23 protein-coding genes and 1 pseudogene are annotated in these 23,270 nt (G+C 46.6%); 17 read left to right on the forward strand and 7 right to left on the reverse strand.

What is annotated here, in order from left to right; genetic code table 11:
- Window positions 1-339 precede the first annotated feature (339 nt).
- Entirely contained in the window at window positions 340-735 is a 396-nt protein-coding gene (locus FS806_RS15480) for a hypothetical protein (RefSeq protein WP_313960594.1), read from the forward strand.
- A gap of 80 nt (window positions 736-815) precedes the next feature.
- Here FS806_RS15480 and FS806_RS15485 read toward each other — a convergent pair whose 3' ends face one another.
- Window positions 816-1,685: a D-psicose 3-epimerase gene (locus FS806_RS15485; RefSeq protein WP_144938274.1), complete on the reverse strand. Its 870-nt coding sequence runs from the start codon at window positions 1,683-1,685 to the stop codon at window positions 816-818.
- Between the two features lie 441 nt (window positions 1,686-2,126).
- Here FS806_RS15485 and FS806_RS15490 point away from each other — a divergent pair, with 441 nt between their 5' ends.
- From FS806_RS15490 to FS806_RS15545, 12 genes are all read left to right on the forward strand, one after another.
- Window positions 2,127-2,897: a GntR family transcriptional regulator gene (locus tag FS806_RS15490; RefSeq protein ID WP_144938277.1), complete on the forward strand. Its 771-nt coding sequence runs from the start codon at window positions 2,127-2,129 to the stop codon at window positions 2,895-2,897.
- Window positions 2,898-2,954: 57 nt separating this feature from the next.
- Window positions 2,955-4,475, forward strand: coding sequence for a xylulokinase (xylB, locus tag FS806_RS15495; RefSeq protein WP_144938280.1), 1,521 nt, complete (start codon window positions 2,955-2,957; stop codon window positions 4,473-4,475).
- Window positions 4,476-4,542: 67 nt separating this feature from the next.
- Window positions 4,543-5,394 carry a class II fructose-1,6-bisphosphate aldolase gene (fba, locus tag FS806_RS15500; RefSeq protein ID WP_144938283.1) on the forward strand — a complete coding sequence of 284 codons (852 nt, stop codon included), beginning with the start codon at window positions 4,543-4,545 and terminating at the stop codon, window positions 5,392-5,394.
- A 24-nt stretch (window positions 5,395-5,418) separates the two neighbouring features.
- Window positions 5,419-6,903, forward strand: coding sequence for a xylulokinase (locus tag FS806_RS15505; protein ID WP_144938286.1), 1,485 nt, complete (start codon window positions 5,419-5,421; stop codon window positions 6,901-6,903).
- A gap of 30 nt (window positions 6,904-6,933) precedes the next feature.
- Entirely contained in the window at window positions 6,934-7,983 is a 1,050-nt protein-coding gene (locus tag FS806_RS15510; RefSeq protein ID WP_144938289.1) for a galactitol-1-phosphate 5-dehydrogenase, read from the forward strand.
- Window positions 7,984-8,095: 112 nt separating this feature from the next.
- Window positions 8,096-8,872, forward strand: a complete 777-nt coding sequence (locus tag FS806_RS15515) for an SDR family oxidoreductase (protein ID WP_144938292.1) — start codon at window positions 8,096-8,098, stop codon at window positions 8,870-8,872.
- Window positions 8,873-8,917: 45 nt separating this feature from the next.
- Window positions 8,918-9,547 (forward strand): HAD family hydrolase, encoded by a 630-nt coding sequence (locus FS806_RS15520; RefSeq protein WP_144938295.1) that lies wholly within the window; start codon window positions 8,918-8,920, stop codon window positions 9,545-9,547.
- A gap of 130 nt (window positions 9,548-9,677) precedes the next feature.
- Complete coding sequence (locus FS806_RS15525) at window positions 9,678-10,745, forward strand: substrate-binding domain-containing protein (RefSeq protein WP_144938298.1); 1,068 nt, start codon at window positions 9,678-9,680, stop codon at window positions 10,743-10,745.
- Between the two features lie 185 nt (window positions 10,746-10,930).
- A complete protein-coding gene (locus FS806_RS15530; protein ID WP_260982110.1) occupies window positions 10,931-12,397 on the forward strand; it encodes a sugar ABC transporter ATP-binding protein in 1,467 nt (488 codons plus the stop codon).
- 126 nt (window positions 12,398-12,523) lie between these two features.
- Window positions 12,524-13,363 carry an ABC transporter permease gene (locus FS806_RS15535; protein ID WP_260982108.1) on the forward strand — a complete coding sequence of 280 codons (840 nt, stop codon included), beginning with the start codon at window positions 12,524-12,526 and terminating at the stop codon, window positions 13,361-13,363.
- A 37-nt stretch (window positions 13,364-13,400) separates the two neighbouring features.
- Window positions 13,401-14,432 carry a zinc-dependent alcohol dehydrogenase gene (locus tag FS806_RS15540; protein ID WP_144938306.1) on the forward strand — a complete coding sequence of 344 codons (1,032 nt, stop codon included), beginning with the start codon at window positions 13,401-13,403 and terminating at the stop codon, window positions 14,430-14,432.
- Between the two features lie 50 nt (window positions 14,433-14,482).
- Complete coding sequence (locus FS806_RS15545) at window positions 14,483-15,502, forward strand: zinc-dependent alcohol dehydrogenase (protein ID WP_144938309.1); 1,020 nt, start codon at window positions 14,483-14,485, stop codon at window positions 15,500-15,502.
- Between the two features lie 369 nt (window positions 15,503-15,871).
- Here the strand turns inward: FS806_RS15545 and FS806_RS15550 are convergent, their stop codons facing one another.
- The 6 genes from FS806_RS15550 to FS806_RS15575 form a co-directional block, all read right to left on the reverse strand.
- Entirely contained in the window at window positions 15,872-16,516 is a 645-nt protein-coding gene (locus FS806_RS15550; protein ID WP_144938312.1) for a bifunctional 2-keto-4-hydroxyglutarate aldolase/2-keto-3-deoxy-6-phosphogluconate aldolase, read from the reverse strand.
- A gap of 11 nt (window positions 16,517-16,527) precedes the next feature.
- Entirely contained in the window at window positions 16,528-17,106 is a 579-nt protein-coding gene (locus FS806_RS15555) for a glucose-6-phosphate isomerase (RefSeq protein WP_144938314.1), read from the reverse strand.
- Window positions 17,107-17,120: 14 nt separating this feature from the next.
- Window positions 17,121-18,062: a shikimate dehydrogenase family protein gene (locus tag FS806_RS15560; protein WP_144938317.1), complete on the reverse strand. Its 942-nt coding sequence runs from the start codon at window positions 18,060-18,062 to the stop codon at window positions 17,121-17,123.
- Between the two features lie 50 nt (window positions 18,063-18,112).
- On the reverse strand, window positions 18,113-19,099 hold the full coding sequence (locus tag FS806_RS15565; RefSeq protein ID WP_144938319.1) for a phosphotriesterase family protein: 987 nt from the start codon (window positions 19,097-19,099) through the stop codon (window positions 18,113-18,115).
- Window positions 19,096-20,052: a phosphoglycerate dehydrogenase gene (locus FS806_RS15570; RefSeq protein WP_144938322.1), complete on the reverse strand. Its 957-nt coding sequence runs from the start codon at window positions 20,050-20,052 to the stop codon at window positions 19,096-19,098. Before FS806_RS15570 ends, FS806_RS15565 begins: the two co-directional genes overlap by 4 nt.
- A gap of 180 nt (window positions 20,053-20,232) precedes the next feature.
- A complete protein-coding gene (locus tag FS806_RS15575) occupies window positions 20,233-20,982 on the reverse strand; it encodes a GntR family transcriptional regulator (RefSeq protein ID WP_144938325.1) in 750 nt (249 codons plus the stop codon).
- A gap of 227 nt (window positions 20,983-21,209) precedes the next feature.
- On the opposite strand from FS806_RS15575, the gene FS806_RS15580 reads away from it, so the two are divergent.
- The 4 genes and pseudogenes from FS806_RS15580 (at window position 21,210) to FS806_RS27100 (ending at window position 22,734) form a co-directional block, all read left to right on the forward strand.
- Window positions 21,210-21,449 carry a ribbon-helix-helix domain-containing protein gene (locus FS806_RS15580; protein WP_144938328.1) on the forward strand — a complete coding sequence of 80 codons (240 nt, stop codon included), beginning with the start codon at window positions 21,210-21,212 and terminating at the stop codon, window positions 21,447-21,449.
- 22 nt (window positions 21,450-21,471) lie between these two features.
- A pseudogene (locus tag FS806_RS15585) lies at window positions 21,472-21,735 on the forward strand (hypothetical protein); the annotation flags it as partial.
- Window positions 21,736-21,979: 244 nt separating this feature from the next.
- On the forward strand, window positions 21,980-22,294 hold the full coding sequence (locus FS806_RS15590) for a transposase (RefSeq protein ID WP_144938334.1): 315 nt from the start codon (window positions 21,980-21,982) through the stop codon (window positions 22,292-22,294).
- A 47-nt stretch (window positions 22,295-22,341) separates the two neighbouring features.
- Window positions 22,342-22,734 carry an IS3 family transposase gene (locus tag FS806_RS27100; RefSeq protein ID WP_397347580.1) on the forward strand — a complete coding sequence of 131 codons (393 nt, stop codon included), beginning with the start codon at window positions 22,342-22,344 and terminating at the stop codon, window positions 22,732-22,734.
- Window positions 22,735-23,270: the final 536 nt, after the last annotated feature.

The raw sequence follows: 23,270 nt of genomic DNA on the forward strand, positions 1-23,270 counted from the left end.
AACACGTTTACATCGATAATTTTAACTCAAGCACCCCAAATTGAGCCTCAATCGCCCGGTTTATTCCGAGATCCTATCACATTTTATAGGGTCTGCATGGTTTAAGCATCAATATTTGATCAAATCAACCGTACACCTTACCCTAAGGGTAAAGTCAACGGCAAAAGTGGCGATGTTAGATTAAAAGTTATGGGGAGGAGGAAGCGAATTGAGAAACGATTTCAATAATTGGATGCCTTTATCTGTAGCGGAAATCTATTCTCTCTATTCTAAAATGGGGATTCAGTGGGGCATTGCCGGAGGCTGGGCACTCGATTTGCATCTCCGCAAACAAATTGGATGCTGTATAAGGCTGAGAAAGGCAAGCTTTCGCTGTGGGAGGACCGGGAGTTTTTATACACCACCATGGATATTTGGGTCAGCAAGAGCAGTGATACTCCGTTTGTTTTTCAAATGATGCTGGTTGATACGGAGGGGGATTCATGGGTATACGGAAGAAATAAATCGATAAAGAGACCGTTCGACGATCTATTCCTGAAATCGGACGAAGGCATCCCTTATATCAGGCCGGAGATACAGCTTCTCTATAAAGCAGGGTCATCGCAGGTACGGGATAAAGATTACCGGGATTTTCGAACGATCCTCCCCTCGCTGCTTCCGCAAGAAAAGGAGTGGCTGAAAACGTCCCTAAGCCTTCAATTTCCGGAAGGCCATGACTGGATTAAATTTCTATAATCCAACAAGGATTTCAATCACAAGGGGACCGTCCTCTCCGAAGCCGGCGGTCAGTCCCCTTGTTTACTCCCATATGGTGATTATCTCAAAAATTCCTTTTTAACAAATTCAAGTGCTTCTTTAATATCGGCATCCAGTTTCGCTTCATCGGCATTGTCCGAGAGATCTCTCCAAACCTTGATATCTGACCCGACAATTCCCCCCGGACGGACAAAAGGCTCCATGACTACACAGCCGTCATAGTTGATGTCCCGCAGGGCCTGACCCATTTCCGCCCAAGGCATATGGCCCTTGCCGGGCACTTTGCGATTGCACTCGCCAATGTGGAAATGCCCCAGATAGTCGCCTGTGTATCGGATGGCGTCGCCAATGTAATCTTCTTCAATGTTCATATGGAAGCTGTCTAACATGACTTTAACATTGTTCTTATTAACAGCCTTCACATATTCAACCGCTTCTTTCGCATCATTAAGTAAAAATTGCTCGAATCGGTTCAGAGTTTCCACTAACAAGGTGATGTCATATTGAGCGGCATAGTCCGCCAATTCCTGCATGCTCTTAATGCTTTGTTCCCGAGCGGCAGGTTTATCGATAGGTTTGGAATAGTCAACCGGCCAGTAGGAATAGATCGTTCCGCCGATGGCCTTTATTCCGGCTTTATGAAGGGCATCCAAAATTTTTTTCATGAAGGCAATGCCGTTCTGGCGAACGTTCTCATCCTGGGAAGAAACATCATATTCCTTCGGAAGACCGATACCGGCCGTTAAAGTGATATTGTATTTCTCCGCCTCTGCCTTGAGAGCATATAAATCGTCGTCGGACATATTGACGATCCCCGCAGCTCCCACTTCCAGAACATCAAAGCCGAGGTCCGCCACTTTCTTGACGTATTTAAGATATTCCGTATCCCAGCTTTGCTCCCAATAAGCAAAATATGTTCCAAATTTCATTATTAATGCCTCCAATATTAATGGAATTGAGTGTATATTTAAAGTATCTTACAAATCTTGACACAGCTTGGAGGAAGGAGGGCCATAAATAATCGGGCTTCTTATTCGGCATCACGTCCCTTCAGAAACTTGCATATTGCCGACTGCTTTATGAAAGCTGCTGATGCACAATAATAGCTATATCGGGAACTTATTCATCTATCATGTAATGGTTTTCAATACGACAACTACGAAATTGAATTGATAATTTAACTATGTTACTATATAGTAACAATATAATATTGATATAGCATGATTAAATAATAAGAAGTTCGAAACGACTCTGTCAAGTGAAAGAGCATATCTTCGCTAACGAATATCAAAAACTGCTCATTGATAAAGGTAATTTAACAGGCTTGGGCTTTTACGAAAGGGCTTAAATTATTATCGGGAAACGAGGGAATGATGAGATTGAGAAATTTGCAATTGGATAAATCTGTCCCAATACCATTATATTTCCAATTGAAAGAGCTGATTCTATCAGAAATTAAAGAGGGCCGCTACAAGATTGGAAGCATGATTCCAACGGAAAATGAACTGAGCCATATTTTTCAAATCAGCCGCACCACCGTCAGGCAAGCGATAACCGAACTGGTTCAAGAGGGCTGGTTATATCGTGTAAAAAGCAAAGGCACATTTGTGGCGAAGCCGAAAATTGAACAAAGCTTCATTCAAGCTCTAGGTTCCTTTAATGATCAAATTGCTCAATTGGGCAGAACTCCCCATACGGAGCTGCTTGACTTCGAAGTGCTTGAAGCGCCTGAATATGTGGCCCATGAGCTCAATCTGCAGCCTAAGGACAAGGTCATTTATATCCACCGCCAACGGTTTGCGGACGACGAGCCTATTGTGATGGTTAAGACTTATCTGCCATATGAGAAATGCAGGTTTGTTCTGGATCATGATTTATCCAGGGAGTCATTGTACCCTGTCTTGGCGTCGCACGATGATACCCAAATCTATAAAATTCGCCGTTTAATAGAAGCCGTAGATGCTCAGGATTATGATATTAAGCATCTGAATATCAGAAGAGGCCAGGCGATCCAGCAATTTATTTCGGTTGGCTACAATATGTACGACGTGCCGATAGAGTATTCTTTGGCCAGATATCGCGGGGACAGGAACCGGTTCGAGGTAACGATATCGGCAAATCAAACTAATCAAGCGAAATAGTCAGATCACTGGATGGCTGCAGACTGAGGCTTATGAATCGAATCTGAGGTGTAATGGATGACAAAATATATATTAGCCCATGATTTAGGCACGTCGGGGAACAAAGCCACTTTATTTTCCGAAGACGGTAAAATGGTAGGAAGCCATGTCGCTTCCTATAATACCGATTATTTCAACGGTACCTGGGCAGAGCAGGATGCAGAGGACTGGTGGAATGCCGTATGTGTGACAAGCAAGAAATTAATTGGCTCATTGGGTATCCAGCCTTCCGATATTGCCGTTGTCAGTTTCAGCGGGCAGATGATGGGCTGTCTCTGTATAGACAGGAATGGGGACCCTTTGCGCAAGGCGATTATTTGGGCGGACCAACGTGCTCAGAAACAGGTCGCACAAATTGAAAGCCGCATTTCTCAAAAGGATTTTTACCATATCGTAGGGCATCGCAATACGGCATCCTACGGGATTCAGAAACTGATGTGGATCCGGGATAATCAACCGGAAATCTACGAGCAAACCTATAAAACATTAAATGCAAAGGATTTCATTGTGGCCAGGCTGACGGGGAATTTCTATACGGATTATTCCGACGGCAATAGCAACGGATGCTTTGATTTGGTGAATTTGAAGTGGTCCGATGAAATTATCGAATATGCCGGAATAGATCCGGACAAGCTGCCGGAATTAAAGCCTTCAACCTTCGTAGCCGGAGGGGTAACCAGGAGGGCTGCGGAAGCTACCGGCTTGGCCGAAGGAACACCGGTTGTTATCGGCGGCGGGGATGGCGTAACGGCAAGCGTCGGTGCGGGTTCCATAAGCCCGGGCAAAACCTATTGCTCCATAGGAACATCGGCCTGGATTACCACCGCCTCGGAGAAACCGATTTTCGACGATGAAATGCGCACGGTTACATGGGCGCATATCGTTCCCGGATTGTATGCACCCAACGGGACCATGCAGACAGCCGGCGGGGCTTATCACTGGTTGAAAAATACAATCGGCCGGTTTGAAATGCATGAAGCGGAAGTGAATGGCAAATCCGCTTATGATTATATGAATGAGCAAATTGAAAAATCCCCTGTCGGCTCGAACGGGGTCATTTTCCTGCCGTATCTTCTCGGGGAAAGAGCTCCGAGATGGGATGCGGAGGCGAAAGGCGCTTTTATCGGCTTGAAGTCGGAAAATGAACGGGGAGACCTGATGAGGAGCGTTCTCGAGGGCGTAACGATGAATCTCTCTATTATTTTGGAAATTCTCCGCAAGCAAGTGGAGATAGATGAGATGATTGTCATTGGCGGCGGAGCCAAAGGTGCGGTCTGGCGTCAAATGATGGCGGATATTTACAACGCGAAGGTAATGGTTCCGAACGTGCTGGAGGAAGCAGGCTCTATGGGGGCGGCCGTAACAGGCGGCGTCGGGGTAGGCTTGTATAAAGATTTCAATGTCATTCATAATTTCCTTGAAATAAATCATGTGCATACTCCCAACCCGGAGGCGGTTACAGCTTATCAGCCGGTCAAGGAGCTTTTTGACGATTGCTACTATGCCTTGAAAGATGTCTTCGCCAAAATGTCAAAATAAAGAAAGATAGATAGGACAAAATATTCATCAGGATGGCAACAGCTTACAGGAGAGGAAGATAAACATTATGCCATTAGTTACCACGGAACAAATGTTTAAGGATGCCGATAAGGGAGGCTATGCGATAGCCGCCTTTAATGTGGAAAATATGGAGATGGTTCAAGCGGTTGTGGAAGCGGCGGAGGAATTAAAATCGCCTGTTATCCTGCAAACCTCTGCGAAAACCGTTCAATATGCGAACTTTGCTATATTTCACGCCCTGGTGAAGGCGGCCGCGGATGGTGCCGGCGTTCCGATTGCCCTTCATTTGGATCACGGAAACAGCTTCGAACTGGCAATGCAGGCACTGAGAGCGGGGTATACATCGATTATGATCGACGGCTCTCATGAAGCGTTCGAGGATAATATCGAGCTGTCGAGGAAAGTTGTGGAAGCCTGTGCCCCCTCAAGAATCCCTGTTGAAGCCGAGCTTGGCAAGGTGGGCGGCAAGGAAGATGATATCGACGGCGGAGATGGCGGATTGACGGAACCATCGGAAGCGAAGGAATTTGTGGCAAGAACCAAGGTCACATCCTTAGCTGTGGCCATCGGGACATCGCATGGGGTATATAAGGGAGTCCCCAAGCTGGATCTGGAACGTTTAAGCGAAATACGCGAAGCGGTAAATTTGCCCTTAGTGCTGCATGGAGGGTCCGGTTTGTCCGAACAATCGATCCAGGAATGTATTAAGAGGGGAATCCGCAAGGTTAATTATGCCACTGAGCTGAGAATTGCCTTTACGGAAGGCGTAAAACAGGCTTTATCGGAAACGCCGGATATTATCGATCCGAAAAAATTCACTGCAGCGGGTCGGGACAAAGTCAAGCAAATGGCAATGGATAAGCTGAAAATATGCGGCAGTGTCGGAAAAGTTAATTAGTGAAGGATGAAAGAGGCCATCGAGATGGAAAACCTACTACTGGGAATTGATATAGGAACCTCTGCATGCAAAATTGCTGTCTTTAATAAAAAAGGCGAGGTACTGGCTCAGTCCAATCAAGAATACAACATTTACTATCCCGATGCAGGCTGGGTTGAACAGAATCCGGAGGAATGGTGGAGGGGAGTTTGCCTGGGAATCAAGGATTGCCTGGCTAAAGGCGAAATCCAATCCTCGCAAATCATCGGAATAGGCATTGCCGGTCAAGGCTGGTCGGCCATCCCCGTAGATAAAGACGGGAATTGTTTGTCCAATACACCGATTTGGATGGATACACGCTCGAAGGAAATTGCCGCCCGCGTCGAAGATGAAATAGGCGCAGACAAGATTTTTGAAGTGTCCGGCAACGCATTCTTGCCTGCCTATACCACGTCCAAATTAATCTGGTTCAAGGAAACAATGCCTGAAATTTATAATAAAACCTATAAATTTCTGCAAAGCAACAGTTATATAGGTATGAAGCTCACCGGTGTCATGTCATCGGATAAATGTCAAAACTACGGGCTGCATTTCTATAACACGAAGACCTGTACCTATGATGAAGAGCTGGCCAACGCGATGGGGTTATCCCTGGATAAAGTGCCCGATATTTATCAATGTCACGATATTATTGGGAGAGTCACTAAAGAGGCGGCTGAACTGACTTCGCTGGCAGAGGGTACTCCGGTTGTCGCCGGTGGACTGGATGCAGCTTGTGGAACGTTGGGTGCCGGTGTGTATCTGCCCAAGCAAACCCAGATCCAAGGAGGACAGGCAGGGGGAATCAGCATTTGTGAGGATCAGCCGATCGCGCATCCCCAATTGATCTTCGGGCCCCATGTCGTTCCCGATTTATGGCTGCTTCAGGCCGGAACCGTTGGCGGCGGGGGAGTTTTACGATGGTTTAAACAACAGTTCGGAGAAGGCAAGTCGTTCGATGAGTTAACGGCTTTGGCAGAAGAAATTTCTCCGGGCTCGGACGGGGTTACCTTCCTGCCTTATATGGCCGGTGAACGCTGCCCGATATGGAACCCGGATGCCAAGGCGGTATTCTATGGGCTCGGCTTCGATAAGACCAAAGGACATATGGTGCGGGCCGCAATGGAAGGCGTCGTTTTCTCCGTTCAGCATAATTTAAAGGTAGCGGAGGAAGCCGGAGTCAATATCCACGAGTTGGATTTCAGAGCGATGGGCGGAGCCGCAAATAGCCGATTGTGGGTACAAATCTACGCGGACGTTACGGGCTGCAAAATAAGCGTGCCTGCATCGGATACCGCCACTACACTTGGGGCTGCACTGTTGGCGGGGGTAGGCGTCGGCTTATACGACAATTTCGCAGAAGCAGTCGGGGAAACTGTCAAAATAACGAGAGTTCAAGAACCCGACATGGAAAACCATAAAGTCTATCAACGTTCAATGGAAAGGTATTTGGGGCTTTATGAAGCTGTAAAGCCTACTTTCAGCAGATGATTCTGGCAAAGTAAGAGGAGTGAATTCACCATGAAAGCAGGAGTGCTGCACGCCAGAGAGGATTTGAGATATGAAGAGATTCCAACTCCCTCTCCCAAGGCAGGAGAAGTATTGATCAAAGTAAAATATACCGGAATATGCGGCTCCGACCTCCCCAGGGTAAATGGAGATGCGTCCCATTACTATCCCAATGTTTTGGGACATGAATTCTCAGGTATCGTTACTGAAATCGGAGAAGGCGTCCAAAGCTTGAAAGTGGGAGATAAGGTAGCCGGAGTTCCGCTCATTCCATGCTTCGAATGTGAAGATTGCCGGAAAGGCGACTATTCCCTTTGCAAGCATTACAGCTTTATAGGTTCGAGACAATTCGGCAGCTTTGCTGAGTATGTGGTTGTCCCGGAGAAAAACGCCGTGAAGTTCGACGATTCGATCAGCTTTGAGCATGGGGCCTTCTTCGAACCGATTACTGTCGCATTACATGGATTGAATCGCCTGGATTATAAGCCTGGGGGAACGGTAGCCATTCTAGGCGGGGGTACGATCGGTTTATTCACGATGCAATGGGCGAAGATCTTCGGAGCGAGCAAAGTCGTCGTATTCGATATTAGCGATGAACGATTGGCGCTTGCGACAAAATTCGGGGCCGATGAGTGCGTTAATACTCTGCAAGAAGGCTTTATTGAACAGGCCAAATCGTTCACCGGCGGCCGAGGATTTGATTATGTTTACGAAACGGCGGGAAATACGGCTACGATGAAAATGGCCTTCGAATTGGTGGCTAACAAAGGGGGAGTCTGCTTAATCGGAACCCCGACCAAGGAAATTTCCTTTAGCGTAGAGGAATGGGAAAATCTCAACCGGAAGGAATTCAGCCTGACGGGCTCCTGGATGTCGTACAGCTCGGAATTCCCCGGCAAAGAGTGGGAGCAGACAGCCCATTATATTAACACCGGCGAGTTTAAACTGGATGATTCATTCATTTTCAAGAAAGTTCCTTTAAGTGAAATAGCCGATGCATTCAAAATGTTCAAAACCCCCGGTCTTGTAAAAGCGAAGATCTTAATCGACAGTGAAAAGTAAATCTGATCTTTATAAGCAGACTGGATAAACTGGATGAAAGACATGCCAGATAACCAAATTATTGGTTTTAATGTCGTTACAATACAATATTATGATTAAGGAGATTGGGAGTATGGATACTCTGAAAAAGTTATTTTCGCTGGAAGGCAAGGTAGTTGTTATTACCGGAGGAGCGCAGGGTATAGGGAAATCCGTTGCCGAGCATATTGCGGGAGTAGGCGCGGACATTGTCATCTTAGACCAACAGGCGGAGAAAGCGCAGGCTACGGCTGAGTCTATTGCAAGGGATTATAATTGCCGGGCGATCGCCATCGGAGTGGATGTAACAAAACCGGATGAGGTTGCCGCTGCCATTGAACAAGCAGATGCGGAGATGGGTAAGCTCGATTTGTTATTCAATAATGCAGGAATTGTCATTCAGAAGCCGGTCGTTGATTTGACTCCGGATGAATGGCTGAAAGTCATTAATGTAAATCTAAACGGTGTTTTCTTCGTAGCTCAGGCATTCGGAAGATATTTGATGGCCCGCAATAAGAAAGGAGCCATCGTAAACACGGCTTCTATGTCCGGCACCATTGTTAACTACCCGCAGGCGCAGGCATCTTACAATACTTCCAAAGCGGGTGTTGTGCAATTAACGAAATCCCTTGCCGTCGAATGGGCGGAGAAAGGAATAAGAGTGAACAGCATCAGCCCGGGCTATATCTTTACAGAGCTGACCTCCTTCGTCAGACAGGATTGGCAGGATCTGTGGAAGGAGTTAACCCCGATCAAACGTATGGGTAAACCGGAAGAGCTGGCGGGAGCCGTCATTTATCTTCTTTCGGATTCAGCTTCCTTCGCAACCGGAACCGATTTGATTATCGACGGCGGTTTTACCATTGTTTAATTAAGAAGCGTAACGCTGCAGGACAAATCAGAGAGGGGGCTTCAAATGGTTGATGGTATTATATTTGATCTGGATGGGACTCTATGGGACACCACTCATATAGGGGCCAAGATTTGGTCGGAGGTTGCAGCTAAATATAAGGTTGTAGAACCGGTAACCGCCGAAAAACTTAAAGGCTTGTATGGATTGCCTACGGAAATCATTGCAAGAACACTGTTTCCATCCGCTCCGGAAGAAGTAGCTCTCGCCATTATGACGGAAAGCTGCGCAAATCAATGTCCCTATCTTGAGAAAGATGGCGGAATTCTTTTTCCAAAGCTGGTTGAAACGCTGGATGAACTTAAGAAAAGCTATCGGCTTTTTATAGTAAGTAATTGTCAGGAGGGGTATATACAAAGCTTTATAGCAGGAAACCGATTGGAAGGTTACTTTGAAGATTTTGAATATCCGGGACGAACGGGCTTATCCAAAGCAGAAAATATCCGCCTGATCATAGATCGTAATTCTCTTAAGAATGCTATCTATGTAGGCGATACGTCAGGGGACGCTTCGGCTTCCAAGGAAGCGGGGATTCCCTTTGTGTATGCAAGATACGGCTTTGGAAGTGCCGAACATTTCGATGCAGCCATCGATTCTTTGGACGAGCTGCCGAAATTATCGCTTTTGAATCCATGACGATCAAAATTTAATAAAATATTTAGGTTGAAACCGCTAACAGCTTATTGTATACTAACTATGTAATATTGTAATGTCATAACAATACTTTGTATTGAACAACACCATAAGTATTTAGGGGGAAAGATTCATGAAGAAAAAAGGTTTATTTGCACTAATCCTAACACTAGTAGTGGCCATGATGGTGGTTGGATGCAGTTCTTCCAAGGATACTTCCGGGAATGACTCCGGCGGGAAGAAAATCAAGGTTGGCTTTGCAATCAAGACTCAGGATTCTCCATACTTTGTATCGCTGGTTAAAGCGGTTCAAGAAAGCGCTAAAGCAGAAGGCTGGGACATCACTGTTCTGGATGCCAACGGAAACACTTCCAAAGAAGCTGAAAATATGGAAACCTTCATTGCTCAAGGAATGGATTTGATTTTCCTCGACAGCGTTGAGCCGGATGCGGCCGTTCCTAGCATTAACAAAGCTGCAGAAGCCGGAATCGGAGTCATTAACCTGGACAGCGGTGTTGGTGAAGGGGCTAAAGACATTACAACGGTTTATTCCGACAACAAGCAAAACGGCCGATTGGTTGGTTTAGCATATGCGAAAAAAATAGGTGATCAAGAAATCAAAGCGATCATTCTGAGCGGTGCGAAGGGGAACGTAGCCGGTGCCGAAAGAAGAACAGGTCTCTTCGCAGGAATTATTGAAGGAAAAACCGGCGTTTCGGAAGAGAAAGCTTGGGAATTGGCAGAAGCCTTCGATAGCGAATTGCTCTCCAAAGGTAAGGCAACCAATGCTGAAGCCAAGTTCACCGTTGCTGGACAAGGCTGGGGCGCTTGGACTGAGGAACAAGGTCTTACGGCTGCAGAGGATCTGATCACTGCGAACCGCGATTTGACAACGGTATTGGGTGAGAACGACCAAATGCTGTTCGGCGCGATGACAGCACTTGAGAATGCCGGTATCCAAGGTGTCGACATTGTTGCCGCAGCCGACGGAGCCAAAGCAGCGTATGATTTGATCAAAGAAGGAAAATACTTTGCCACTGGTGAGAACAGCCCATATAAAGTTGCACAACTGGGTGTGAAAATTGCGAAAGAAATCCTGGTAGATGGCAAAGATATGTGGAGCTACGATGACATTACATTAACCGAGCCGGCTGCCGTTACGAAAGAAAACGTTGACGAATACTACGAGTTTGGTTTCTAAGCCAAATTTATTGTGAAAAACTAAAAAGTCAGCTTATGAAGAATCCTCCTTTTGACGAAAGAGGAGGATTTTTTCTTCTTGGACACGGTCGCACATCGAACGAAATACTCCGATAGGACTTTTCCTCATCATAGCTGGTGAAAGAAAGGGGAGACCAGAATATGCAGGATGAATACATCATTCAAATGAATAACATATCGAAACATTTTGGCGGCGTTAAAGCACTGACGGATGTTTCCCTTAAAGTCAAGAAGGGGGAAATCCATGCTCTAATAGGGGAAAACGGTGCAGGAAAATCCACGTTGATGAAAATTCTGGCCGGTGCCTATCAGAAAGATACTGGCCAGATTTTGATCGATGGGGAAGAAGCCAAAATTGCATCGCCCAAAAGCATGATTAGTCTTGGAGTCTCCGTTATTTACCAGGAATTCATGCTGGCGCCCGATTTAACCGTGGCGGAGAACATTTTTATCGACAGACTGGCCGAGTCCGGAATGTTTATCAATTGGAAGGACCTGAAAAAGAGGGCCAAGGAGCAATTAGTGAAGCTGGGCTTCGAGGATATTGACCCGGAGGCCAAGGTAGGCAGCTTGAGTGTTGCTTATCAACAAATCGTTGAGATTGCCAAATGTTTGGCGAGAAACTCCAAGGTCTTGGTTTTTGATGAGCCGACGGCTGTGTTAACCTTCTCCGAGACCCGAAAATTACTTTCGATTATTCGTAATCTGAAAGAAAACGGTGTCAGTATCATTTATATTTCCCACCGTCTTGAAGAGTTGTTAGAAATAAGTGATCATATCACCGTACTGAAGGATGGAGGATATGTAGGCACGGTTCCTACTTCATCTATCAACAAGGAAGAATTGGTCGAAATGATGGTAGGCCGGGAGATTACCCAATTGTTCCCGGAACGGAACGCGGAAATAGGCGAAGAGATACTTAGGGTTGAAAACTTGAACGCAGGGGATATGGTGAAAGATGTAAGCTTTACGGTTAGAAGCGGTGAAGTGGTAGGATTTAGCGGATTAGTAGGATCAGGAAGAACCGAAGCAATGCGTGCTATTTTTGGAGCGGATAAGAAGAAATCAGGAAAAGTCATCTTTTTTGGAAAAGAAGTTAACTTTAAAGATCCGAAAGAAGCCATTAATAACGGATTTGGACTTCTCCCCGAGGATAGAAAAAAACAGGGCTTGTTGTTGGAGCAATCTATCAGGATAAACACAACACTAGCGTCCATGTTCAAAATACAAAAAGCCGGTATTATCAACCATAAAAAAGAGAAAGCATATGTAAAGGACTTATTGGCCAGCATTGCCACAAAGTACGGGTCGATGGAGGATAATGCCAACAGCCTAAGCGGGGGGAATCAGCAGAAGATTGCCCTGGCCAAATGGTTATCCGCGGACTGCAAATGTGTTGTTTTTGATGAGCCTACGCGAGGTGTTGACGTAGGTGCGAAGACCGAAATTTACAAGATCATAAACAAGCTTGCAGAAGAAGGTGTCGGCGTGATTGTCATCTCTTCGGAAATGGCTGAAATCATTGGCTTGTGCGACCGGGCCCTTGTGATGCGGCAAGGCTCTGTCGTTGGAGAAGTCGGTAAATCGGAACTGACGGAAAACAATCTTATCAAACTGGCAATGGGGGTATAGGACATCATGACTAGTGCTGCAAAGAGATTTAATTTAAAGCAATTTATCATAGATAATAATACGTATATTATATTAGCCATTTTAATTATTATCAGTGCATTACTTTCAGATACTTTCTTCACATCTATGAATATACGTAACATCCTTCTTCAACAGGCAGGACCCATTCTGGTTGCGGTTGGGATGCTTTTCGTCATCCTGACGGGCGGAATTGATTTGTCCGTCGGTTCGGTCATGGCCGTCGGAGCAACCGTCTCTGCTATTTTGATCAGTGATTTTGGAATGAACTATGCTCCTGCCATGGTGCTGGCTGTACTTATCGGAATGGTATTCGGAATTTTCACGGGCGCATTAGTGGCCTATGCGGGTATACAAGGCTTTGTGGCGTCATTGGCGACGATGACTATAGCAAGAGGGGTTTCCTTCGTCATAACCGAGGGCAAACCGGTTAAATTGGCGCCGGGAACGTTGGATACGATTGTTAGCAAAACTTACATGTTTCCAATAATTATCATTGCGATTGTATTGATCATTGTTTGCGCTTTAGTCCAAAAATATACGGCTTGGGGCCGGATTGTTATTGCTATCGGAAGTAACCAAACGGCAGTGCAGCTTGCCGGTATCCGAACCAAAAGATATGTCATGTCCACTTATGCCGTATCTGCTGCGTTGGCCGCATTAGCGGGCGTATTTATCGCGGCAAGATCTTCAACCGGTAGCGCGACCGTTGGAATGGGACAAGAGCTCGATGCCATTGCTGCCTGTGTTATCGGGGGAGCAAGCCTTGCAGGGGGTAAGGGCTTTGTCGTTAAAGCCGTTGCGGGCGGACTGATTCTGGGAATCATCGGAAACATTATGAATCTGATGGCCGTTCCGTCGTATCCGCAGGATATTATTAAAGGTTTCATTATTATTGCTGCCGTGTTCCTGCAAATTCTTACCAACAAATCGGAAAAAACGGTTTAATCGTTAACTAATCTTGAATTTTGAAAGGTTGGATTTGATGAAAACCTTAGTGGTGGATTCTACTGGTCAGCTGCAAGTTAAAGAAATACCAGTCCCGAAATACAACTCCAAACAAGCGCTGGTTAAAATGATAAGCTGCGGAATTTGCGGCACGGATTCTACCCTTATAAAATTCGGCTTCAAAGGATTTCCGAAGGAAAAATACCCTCTCATGCTCGGGCATGAGGGGGTAGGCCGGGTGGTTGAAGTAGGTTCTGAAGTAACGAGCTTCAAAGTTGGAGATGTTGTATTGCTGCCGTTTAATGATCCGGACGAAGAGCTTTACGGCTCATTAGGCTCGGCTTGGGGCGCCTTCAGCGAATATGGCGTAGTTAACGATAAGGCGGCCTATCCGGAGGGAGAAGTTCCCGAAGTCGCCTATGCCCAGCAGATTGTCCCCGAGGATATTGATCCGGTAGATGCGGCGATGCTTGTCACCCTGCGGGAAGTATTCAGCAACATTAAATATTTCGGAGTGGGAGAGAACGATAATATCGTAGTGTTCGGCAGTGGTCCTGTGGCGGTCACTTTCATCAAGCTGATGAGCTTGATGGGAATCAAGTCGATTATCGGAATTGCCAGAAGCGAAGCCAAGAAAAATCTTCTTCTGGAAAATGGGGCAACGATTGCATTGAACAGCAAGGAATGTGACGTTACTCAAGAGATCCGAAAGCTATATCCGGATGGCGTTAAATATGTTTTGGATGCGGTCGGGTCTACGGATATTATGAATCATGCGATGGAATTGATTGCGGATCGGGGAGAAATTCTGTGTTATGGTGTCCCGAGAAACAATCAAATGCAGCTCGATTGGAGTAAGGCTCCCTATAACTGGAAAATTAATTTTCAGCAAATGCCGTCCAAGCTTGAGGAGGCGGAAGCCTACGATCAGATTTTAGAATGGATAAGAGCAGGCAAGCTTAACCTGAAGGATTTTATTTCGGATTACTTCAAGTTTGAAAACATTGTGGAGGCTTTTGAGAAGTATAACAACCATCAGATTCCCAAGAAAGCTATCATTACTTATTAATATTGGAAGATCATAAGACGAATTCCGGAGTGGAGAGAGGAGAAACGAAAATGATCCAAGCCATTATGACCGAACCCGGTAAAATAGAGTTTAACAATGTGCCCGTTCCAGAGGTTAAACCGAACCAAATTAAAATTAAAATGAAAAGCATCGGAGTTTGCGGTTCGGATATTCATGTCAATCATGGGAAGCATCCCTATACGAGTTACCCGGTCGTTCAAGGGCATGAGGTGTCGGCTGAGGTAGTCGAAGTGGGCTCTGAAGTAACGAATGTTAAAGTCGGCGATAAGGTTACGATCCAGCCTCAGGTCGTATGCGGAGAATGTTATCCATGCACCCACGGGCTGTATAATGATTGCGAAGAACTTAAAGTGATGGGCTTTCAGACAACGGGAATGGCGAGCGAATATTTTGTAGTGGATGCCGACAAAGCACTGGCACTGCCGGCCGATATGAGCTGGGAGCATGGAGCGTTGATCGAACCGCTTGCGGTTGCTGTGCATGCTGTAAGACGCGCAGGCGATATTGCCGGGAAAAAGATTGTAGTGCTGGGCGGAGGCCCGATCGGCAATCTGGTCGCTCAGACGGCCAAAGCTATGGGAGCGGCGGATGTCCTTATCTCGGAGCTAAGCCCGTACCGCTTGGAGGTAGCGCAGAAATGCGGAATTAAAACGATCGATGCCAAGAACGAGAATATATTGGAGTCGATCATAGCGAATTTCGGCAAGGATCGGGCCGATTATATCTTCGAGTGCATCGGCATTAATGTTACGATCAATCAAGCGATCGAATATGCACGCAAGGGCAGCACGATCGTCGTTGTCGGCGTATTTGGCGATTTGGCAACGGTCAATATGGGATATGTGCAGGACCATGAATTATCATTGCTTGGCAGCGCCATGTATAGAGAAGAAGATTTTATCAAAGCGATTGAGCTTGTCAATGAAGGCTTGATTGAATTTGATACTCTGATTACCCATCGGGTGAAATTCAGAGACTATTCCGAAGCATACGACATTATCGATCAGCAGAAAGACAAGGCCATGAAAGTCATGATTGAAATGGAATAAACCGTCTCAAAAGGAGTGGAACGCTCCACCTTACGAAACACAGGAACGTTATTCGGCCCAAAGAAGCTCCCTACTTTTTCTAACGAAACGGGAAATCGTTATTCACGAAAATAGTAGGACATCGAGCAATAATTTGCCCAGATAACGATTCTGTGTTTCGTTATATTCGAAATGGTGTCGATTAAGCGGCAATAGCGTTTCTCAGATTCGTTAGCGTGACTGAATCCGGACAGAGAAAGAGCGAGGTAAGTTGGGGCAAACCCCACTAACCTCGCTCTTTGTTGTTGAGACAGCCATGTCAGAGCAGAAAGTGCCCGATCATTCACATGTAGCGAACGATCGGGCACGATGGAAAGTTAGATGCCAAGCTTAGGATGATCTGGCCTCTTTAATTTTTTCCACGAACTGACGGGCTAAGCTGGTGATCGTCTGATAATCTCCTGTCTTGGAGCTGGCCGTGAGGCTGCCTCCCGAACCGACAGCAACGGCTCCTGCTTGGATCCAGTCACTGACATTATCCAGGCTCACACCGCCTGTCGGCATAATGTTGGCTTGCGGCAGCGGACCTTTGATCGCTTTGATCATTTTCGGCCCGAAGGCTTCCCCAGGGAACAGCTTGATAATGTCCGCCCCCAACTCCATAGCTCGTACCACACCTTCGACGGTCATAGCGCCAGGCATACAGGGCACCTGGTAACGATTGCACAGTCTAAGGACTTCTTCGCTGAGATAAGGGCTTACTACGTATTCCGCCCCGGAAAGCAGCGCAATCCGAGCCGTCTCGGAGTCTAACACGGTACCCGCGCCAATAATGATTTCACTCTTAAATTCTTTAGCCAGTTCTTCAATCACTTGAGTAGCGCCCGGAACGGTATAGGTAATTTCAATCGCCGCGGCGCCGCCTTTTAAACAAGCCTCGGTAATTTTTTTCGCTTCATCCGCATTTTCCGCCCGGACAACGACGACTAAGCCGGAGTCCGTAATCTTTTTAATGACTTCCCATTTTTTGCTCATCGTCGCTTCTCCTACTCTTTCCATTTCGGATTATCGATGATTTCGGGTTTTCCGTCCTTCTCTACGACAAGCTTCCGATACCCTTTAGTTTCAATCGTTCCATAGTCATGACCGGCATCGGCCCGGTAGGCATAGAACGTCACCAGAGGCTCGTTGCCAAGATTGATGCTGCGATGGGCATAGCGCGGCGGCACATAAACAGCCTGTCCCGGGGTGAAATATTGGATATCCCAATCTCCTTCCGGATTTTCCATCAGCATGGCGCCATGACCTCTTAAGCAGTAGTAAACTTCTCCGGTTTCCAGAATGGTATGGAAATGGCCTTTGGTCATGTAATATTCGTTTCCTACTTTGCCGGGGTAGAGAATGCTCGTTCCGAATAACAGATTGCCGGGTGTTTCCGGCACATCAAGCTCATAAAATTCATAAACGAGCGGGTCGTTATTTTGTACGGCGGCCTCGAAGGCAGCGTCATCCGCGTACATTCCCTTCATTTTGGACAGCGGGCGCTTGGTCGATTCCTTCGTTTGGGACAAACCTGTGATCAGATCGAAGTCAAGGGCAAATGGTTTTACTGTGTTTTCACTCATGCTGCAGTCTCTCCTTATCTCGTTTCATTGGAAATTTGTTCAATTCGGTCGAATACGGCTCCGGTAATATCGATATGGAACACTTCGGAAACGACCTGGGTCCAACCATGGATGAAGTAAATCCAGCCGTCTTCCACGTGAAGGTCTTTTAATTCCTTCTGACGAAGGGCCTGATGCATGAAATCCAGCTCTCCGCGGTAATTCAATTCCCATACAAGGCTCTTCTCCGGGAAGCTGCCATTATCCGTTAAAGGTGACCCTGGGCGGTCTTTGCCCAACCCGGTTGCATTGATGATCAGGGAATGCGGTTTGATCTGGGCAAGCAGGGCATCGTTCTGGGTCGGCTCCGGTGTCAAATGATATTCGGCTTTAACATCGGGATTAATTTCTTTGACAATCCGCTCGATCTCGTCCAGACGGGGCTGGCTGCGGTTGGCGATGACCACTTTAGAAGGGATGTTCTCACCGTTCTTGGGATCGAGCAGGTAGGAGCAGATCGCAATGGCGCTGCCGCCGGCTCCGATGACGAACAGCTCTCCGCCATGATCCTTCCAATAGTTTGCCGGAATGAAAGCTTCCATGGCCAAACCGCTGGAAATAGGGTCTTTCGCATATCCTTCAAGCTTGCCATCCTTCTTGGAAATCGAAGAGAGTTCGCCGAACATGGTGGCATAAGGATCAAGGTAATCAAACAAATCCTTGGCCGCATGATACAGATCGATCTTGTGGGTAGTAACAAGAGCCCCTAACGATAATTCATCATTTTTAATAAATTCCACGACATCCCGATAAACCTGGGGATCGGCATGAATGTCGATATCAATCCCTTTCAGAACCGCGTTTTCCAGCCCCAATGCTTCCGCCCACAGAGGGAACAGCTTCATGATGGAGGATTTCGTGGTGGTGACGCCGATGAAATACATGGTAGGTTGGGTTGCTTTTTCAGGTAATTTCATGGGAAATGGCTCCTCTCTGTTTCTGATCTTGTCAACAAATAAATATAGTTCTAAACGCCTTTACTAAATGCTTTGGCCGGATTGTCGTGCATTATTTTGTGAATCAAGGCTTTCGGCACTCCGCCTCTTTCAAGCTTCGGCAGGAAGGTTGTGGCCAAATAGTCCAACCCGAGCTCGCCGCCATAGCTCTTTAACCGTTTGCGCGTCGTATCCAGCGAAAGTAAGATTTGATTCTCATAGCCGGCCTCAATCAGCTTGATGATGAGCTCGACCTCTTCTTCATCCGAATGATATTTAAACCGGCCAATCGTATCGAGCTCCAAATAAACTCCCGTGCTCGCCACATGGAGCATATAATCGGCATTTTCCATTTCCCGGTCCAGATGACAGATGATCAGTTGGTCGGGCTTAAGGCCGAAATCGGTATAAAGCTTGATCTGATCAAGAGCTGCGCGTCCCATTTCCGTGTGACTCATGATCGGTGCCTTGGTCGCGAGAGCGGCCTGGGCCGCCGCTTTGAACAGCCTGTAATATCGGCCGCCCACCCCTTGGAAATCGGAGGCTGTTTTGATGATACCGGCTCTGGCCGTGATTTGTTCCGCGGGCCAGGCTTCCTCGCCGTCGGCATACATCCCGTTCTGCAGCTCATCGATAAATAATTCCGTGAGCTTGTCGGCGTCGGCCGTATGAATCCAATGGTCTTCCGGATAAAAAACAAGCTTGTGGAAGCCGGTGGAGGCGACGATTTGCACTCCGGTCTGCTGTGATGCGGCTTCCAGCCATCTGCCGTGACGTCCGCTTCCTACCGGCTGTGCTTCGACAATCGTGGCCCCGCCAACCTCTTTAAACAAATTCAGTTCCTGGATCGTTTTGTCATAGTCATCGATTTGCAAGGCCGGATCGATTTTGGCGGACTGGCCCTTTTTCAAGAAAAGGTGCTCATGGCTGTGACAGAAGCCCATTTGCTCCGGCGAAATAGGTCCGGTTACGGTAGTGATCACTTGGTTGGAGCGTAAATTTTGGTCCGCCTTGCTCATTTGGAATCATCCTTCTGGTCGAGCATATGGATGAGATTTTCGGTGGATACCATCGCCATTCGCTCTACCGCTTCATGAGTGAAAGCGCCAATGTGCGGGGTCAAGATAAAATTCGGCAGCGCAACTAACGGATCGCCTTGCTGTGGGGGCTCGGACGAATAGACATCCTGCGCGGCCGCCGCAATTTGGTTATTGACTAGGGCATCATATAAGGCTGCTTCGTCCACAAGCTCTCCGCGCGACGTGTTAATCAAGATAGCCGTCGGCTTCATCCGTTTTAGAGCTTCGGCATTGATCAGCCCTTTGGTATCCTCCGTTGCCGGCAGATGGAGCGAGATAATATCCGACTCCTTCAATACTTCGTCGAGCTGCTCATGTCTCTGGACGTTATATTGTTCGAGGAATGCCAGATCCTTGAAGAAGGGATCATAGATAGTGACATTCATTCCAAGACCAACCGCGCGCTTCGCTACCTCTTTTCCAATTTGTCCTCCGCCGATGACGCCAAGCTTCTTGTTCGTTAACTCGAAGCCGATGGTGCGGTCCCAGCCATAGGATTTGACGCCGGCTGCAATGGCCGGGAGATTCCTGGCGCTTGCGAACATGAGGGCGATCGCATGCTCGGCAACGGAAATGGAGTTGGTTCCGACGGCATTCTTGACGAGAATTCCCAATTCCTCGGCTCTCTTGAGGTCGATATTATCCATTCCGACCCCATATTTGGAGATGGCCCGCAAGCTTTTGCATTGCTCAAGGACGTTAGCCGGAAGCGGGTCGATCCCGATAATAATTCCGACCACATTGTCCTGAGCGGCATCGATGATTTCTTGCTCGGTCATCGTTCTGCCCAAGTTATTCTCGATGATTTCGTAGCCGCGTTCCTGCAGCAGCCGGTGTGCCTTTTCTTTGTAATTTTTGAACGATTTAGGCGTGATTAAAATTTTTTCTGCCATGCATCCTCATCCCCATTTTAAAGTTTTGTATATTAAGTAAATTTGCGGAAAGGCGCTGTAATGCAGCAATATCGTTTGCTTAGATCGAAATAGGCTTCCTCAAATGTTTAAGAGTAACATGCTTAATTGAGTGTCTACATACCAATGTCGTTATGTCTTTACATTTAAGAGCAAAAAAATTTAACGATTCATTTCAAAAGTAAAGGTATTGCGGTCCCCTCTATATTTGGCTAGGGAATATTCAATGGGCTTTCCGTTGGATAAGAAGGTTGTGCTCTTGATGAATTGGATAGGCGCCCCTTGTGAAACATTGAGCATTTGGGATTCGTAGTCGCCCGCCAGAACAGCTTCCAATTTGCGGACAGCCCTTGTAATTTTTAAGGATAATCGGGCTTCAATCAGTTCATACAACGACTCTTGCTCTAAATTACTGTCCAGCAGGAAGCGGCAATCATTGTAGGGCAAGAAGGTATCCACAATAACAATAGGGTCCTCGTTGGCAAAACGCAATCTTTGCAGCTTGATCACTTTGGAGCCTTCCATCATATGTAACGCTTCACTGATGGATTTATCGCTTCTGACCGTTTCGATGTTCAGAACCCTTGTTGACGGAACCATGCCCTTCTTCTTAATTTCATTATTAAAACTGTCCAAGACTTGAAGAAATTCCTGCTGAATCTTCGGGCGGGACACGAACGTGCCCTTGGCTTTAATCCGATAGAGAAAGCCTTCATAAACCAGTTCATTGATGGCCTGCCTGACGGTCGGCCGACTGATCTTGAAATGAGCGCTAAGCTCTTGCTCCGTCGGAATCGGTGCCTCCAAGTCCTCATGGTTGTTCGAAATATATTCCAGCAAAATTTCCTTTAACTGATAGTAAAGGGGAGTTGGAATCTCTTTATTCAATGTCTTTTCAAATAAAGTGGACATGATGGGGCTCCTCACTCCTGCTGCATCAAATGTAATGACATAAGAACATTAAAGACAATTCCATCATAAGTCTTCTCCCTTTTCTTGTCAATCCCTTGGCCTTAAAATATTGTAAATGGTTACAAAAGGCAGAGGAAGTTCAAAACAAACGAAATCACCATCTTGAAAAAGGTAGCAAAAATTGACTGCGAAACCTGATCATGTAAAAATAAGCGGTAGGTGATACCATGGATAATAACCAGAAGGAGCTTGACGGGAAAAATGCCCCGAATAGGCCATACACCAGGGGAGGGCAGCGTACGGGAGCCGGCCGGAAAGCGATTGGCGTGACCCGGAAAATCTCTCTTACCTTGCCGGAGAAGTACTGGGCCGAAATTGATCGGCAGTGCGAAAGGGGAGACTATTCGGTATCAGAGATTCTGCGCTCGATCGTAGAAGACTACCTGAAGGAGGCAGACCTCGTATAATCAATTTGTTGTGGAGGGCCGGGATTCCCCGATTTTATTGCTTGATGAAGCGACTGCGGCTCTGGACAATGAAACGGAACAGCTTATTCAAAATGCTATGGTGACATTGATGGCCGGGCGCACTTCCTTCGTCATCGCCCATCGGTTGTCTACGATCCAGCGGGCGGATTGCATCCTGGTCATGGATAACGGACGTGTGGTGGAGTCGGGGACCCACGATGAACTGCTAGCCAAACAGGGGCTGTATCAGCGTTTATATCAAATGGAGTTTAATTCCAAAGAGTGAAAAGGGAGCCGGCGCCCCCTGTTTTGCCACGATTATAACCAACATCTACCTTGAAAATTAGTTAATTTCATTTTCTGCCGGTACCGTGCAAGCGGAATGGCGCGTCTAACTGTGTTTTATGTAGGTAAATTCAAGCGAAAGGTGGAAAGTGATTAAAGTATATGGAAAATTGCAGCTAGAATAAAAAGTGGACATCCCTTAAGTGAAAATAGATAATAACCGTATAAGGGAGAGGGTGTCCGGAATGGAAAGAAACAGTTACAGTGAGGATTTCAAGAGACAGATGGTAAGGTACATTTTAGAGCAAAATAAGTCGATGCCTCAGATCGCCGAGGAGGTTGGGATATCTGCAGGTGTTCTGCACAGTTGGAAAGCTCAATACCGCGATGAGATTCAATTAGAGTCTTTAGTCACACCGGAAAGATTGCGTCAGCTTGAGCAACAATTGCGTGAAAAGGAACGGGAGAATCAGGAGAAAGAACGTCAGAATCAAGATCTCCAGGAAGAACTCGCCATCTTAAAAAAGGCGCTGCACATCTTCAGCAAAGAAAGGAACTAAGGTTCCAATTCATCGAAGATCATCGCTCCGAGTTTCGATTGGAGAAGATGTGCGCTGTGCTCGAAGTTTCACGGAGCGGTTATTACAAATGGTGCAGGGAAAAAGACAACGAGAACAGTTACCAGAAGCGCCGACAGGTTTTGTTGTCCCGGATTTCTTGGCATTTTTTTGACAATAAGTGCCGCTACGGCAGCCCCAAAATCACAATGCTCCTTCGGAAGGAAGGTTGGGAGGTGTCCGAGCGTACTGTGGGGATTCTCATGCGGGAGAACAACATGCGCTCATGCGTGTCGAAGAAATTCAAAGTCACGACAACAGACTCCAATCATACCAGTCCCATCGCACCGAACCTGCTGAATCAAAACTTCAAGACAACAGCCCCGAACAAAGTATGGGTTACGGACATTACTTACATTTCATGTCGTGCCCCATGCCGCTGACCGCGACACCATCAGATGATGAAAATGGATGGGTTTTCAAGGTAGAATAGAGTTGAATGGCTTCAATAGTGTGAAATTTGAAAACTAAATGGATTTCATACAGTTAGATTTCTATATTCGGAAGAAATATGGAAACTAACTGGAAAACCTACAGTTAGTTTGCGCCAAAACAGCCGTTTCGCCCAAAGTTGCCCATTTTAACTGTAGTTTATCCAGTTAGTTTGATCATTTTCGCCCATTCGCTTGAATCTACCTGTACAAAATACAGTTAGACGTGCCGCTCCGCTTGCAACGATGCCTGCAGACGGTAAAATAGACGGATTTTCAAGGTAGTTTCCGTTGTTCGCTCTTGAGGAGCAAACTAGCTGTATAAATCAAGCCTTGCCGCTATCGCTTGTCCTGAATTCCTGGCGTCTTATGAGTAGAAATGCGCTATTCGGAGGGAGTCTGTAAGGATAGCAATTACTTAAATAGCTTGTTCTTATCAGAATAGGACGCAACTAGCAAAAGTGACACTACTCATTGTATAATGGATT

Origin of the sequence: Paenibacillus sp. 32O-W (assembly GCF_007679495.1) — a bacterium.
In the GTDB taxonomy this organism is placed as follows: Bacteria; Bacillota; Bacilli; order Paenibacillales; family NBRC-103111; genus Paenibacillus_L; species Paenibacillus_L residui.

Bases quoted from the DNA above. Each gene is read 5' to 3' on its own strand.
- FS806_RS15575 (WP_144938325.1), bottom strand. From the start codon at position 20,982: ATGTCCACTTTATTTGAAAAGACATTGAATAAAGAGATTCCAACTCCC.
- FS806_RS15550 (WP_144938312.1), bottom strand. From the start codon at position 16,516: ATGAGCAAAAAATGGGAAGTCATTAAAAAGATTACGGACTCCGGCTTA.
- FS806_RS15540 (WP_144938306.1), top strand. From the start codon at position 13,401: ATGAAAACCTTAGTGGTGGATTCTACTGGTCAGCTGCAAGTTAAAGAA.
- FS806_RS15545 (WP_144938309.1), top strand. From the start codon at position 14,483: ATGATCCAAGCCATTATGACCGAACCCGGTAAAATAGAGTTTAACAAT.
- FS806_RS15530 (WP_260982110.1), top strand. From the start codon at position 10,931: ATGAATAACATATCGAAACATTTTGGCGGCGTTAAAGCACTGACGGAT.
- FS806_RS27100 (WP_397347580.1), top strand. From the start codon at position 22,342: ATGTGCGCTGTGCTCGAAGTTTCACGGAGCGGTTATTACAAATGGTGC.
- FS806_RS15520 (WP_144938295.1), top strand. From the start codon at position 8,918: ATGGTTGATGGTATTATATTTGATCTGGATGGGACTCTATGGGACACC.
- FS806_RS15505 (WP_144938286.1), top strand. From the start codon at position 5,419: ATGGAAAACCTACTACTGGGAATTGATATAGGAACCTCTGCATGCAAA.
- FS806_RS15515 (WP_144938292.1), top strand. From the start codon at position 8,096: ATGGATACTCTGAAAAAGTTATTTTCGCTGGAAGGCAAGGTAGTTGTT.
- FS806_RS15485 (WP_144938274.1), bottom strand. From the start codon at position 1,685: ATGAAATTTGGAACATATTTTGCTTATTGGGAGCAAAGCTGGGATACG.
- FS806_RS15555 (WP_144938314.1), bottom strand. From the start codon at position 17,106: ATGAGTGAAAACACAGTAAAACCATTTGCCCTTGACTTCGATCTGATC.
- FS806_RS15535 (WP_260982108.1), top strand. From the start codon at position 12,524: ATGAATATACGTAACATCCTTCTTCAACAGGCAGGACCCATTCTGGTT.
- FS806_RS15570 (WP_144938322.1), bottom strand. From the start codon at position 20,052: ATGGCAGAAAAAATTTTAATCACGCCTAAATCGTTCAAAAATTACAAA.
- FS806_RS15490 (WP_144938277.1), top strand. From the start codon at position 2,127: ATGATGAGATTGAGAAATTTGCAATTGGATAAATCTGTCCCAATACCA.
- FS806_RS15590 (WP_144938334.1), top strand. From the start codon at position 21,980: ATGGAAAGAAACAGTTACAGTGAGGATTTCAAGAGACAGATGGTAAGG.
- FS806_RS15525 (WP_144938298.1), top strand. From the start codon at position 9,678: ATGAAGAAAAAAGGTTTATTTGCACTAATCCTAACACTAGTAGTGGCC.
- FS806_RS15580 (WP_144938328.1), top strand. From the start codon at position 21,210: ATGGATAATAACCAGAAGGAGCTTGACGGGAAAAATGCCCCGAATAGG.
- fba (WP_144938283.1), top strand. From the start codon at position 4,543: ATGCCATTAGTTACCACGGAACAAATGTTTAAGGATGCCGATAAGGGA.
- FS806_RS15510 (WP_144938289.1), top strand. From the start codon at position 6,934: ATGAAAGCAGGAGTGCTGCACGCCAGAGAGGATTTGAGATATGAAGAG.
- FS806_RS15480 (WP_313960594.1), top strand. From the start codon at position 340: ATGCTGTATAAGGCTGAGAAAGGCAAGCTTTCGCTGTGGGAGGACCGG.
- FS806_RS15565 (WP_144938319.1), bottom strand. From the start codon at position 19,099: ATGAGCAAGGCGGACCAAAATTTACGCTCCAACCAAGTGATCACTACC.
- FS806_RS15560 (WP_144938317.1), bottom strand. From the start codon at position 18,062: ATGAAATTACCTGAAAAAGCAACCCAACCTACCATGTATTTCATCGGC.
- xylB (WP_144938280.1), top strand. From the start codon at position 2,955: ATGACAAAATATATATTAGCCCATGATTTAGGCACGTCGGGGAACAAA.